Annotated in this window: 1 protein-coding gene; it reads right to left on the minus strand. The window is 45.0% G+C overall.

All coding sequences use genetic code 11. From position 1 onward, the window contains the following. Nucleotides 1-135: 135 nt before the first annotated feature. Nucleotides 136-345, minus strand: coding sequence for a hypothetical protein (locus tag Q0954_RS34460; protein ID WP_299466760.1), 210 nt, complete (start codon nt 343-345; stop codon nt 136-138). Nucleotides 346-458 lie beyond the last annotated feature (113 nt).

Below are 458 nucleotides of genomic sequence, written 5' to 3' on the forward strand. Positions count from 1 at the left end.
TTGGCTAACGCTTCCCGCTAATGGGCGCGTAGTGGACTTGAACCACCAAGTGATATTGCATGCCAGGCACACAAGCAGATAAAGCAGGGAGCCTCCCCTGCCTTATTATTCGGTTCTAAAATGCAAGGCTTGGGCTTATGCCTCTACACTTTTGCCCAAACCAAAGTCAGCATCAAGCATTCCGTGAAAGTCTTCCAATGTCATGCTTTGACGAGCTTGCCAAAGTTGTTTGGCGTCTTCACCAGCTACATACTTCATTTGATCGCTTTCGCTAGTCGCAGCTTCATAAATTACCTCGGCAATTTGGGCTGGTTCAGAGTAGTGCTCACCTCGACTAGGGTCCATAAAGGCCGCAAAAACCTTTTGTAAAGTCTCGTCATACAATAGTCCGTACAAAAATAGTCAAGTAGATTGTGTTTTATGTATTCATAGTCCCCAATTGAATGACTTCCTGAATA

This window comes from uncultured Microscilla sp. (assembly GCF_947493425.1).
In the GTDB taxonomy this organism is placed as follows: Bacteria; Bacteroidota; Bacteroidia; order Cytophagales; family Microscillaceae; genus Microscilla.

Excerpts from the sequence above, each read along its gene's own strand:
- Q0954_RS34460 (WP_299466760.1), bottom strand. The coding sequence starts at position 345 with ATGGACCCTAGTCGAGGTGAGCACTACTCTGAACCAGCCCAAATTGCC.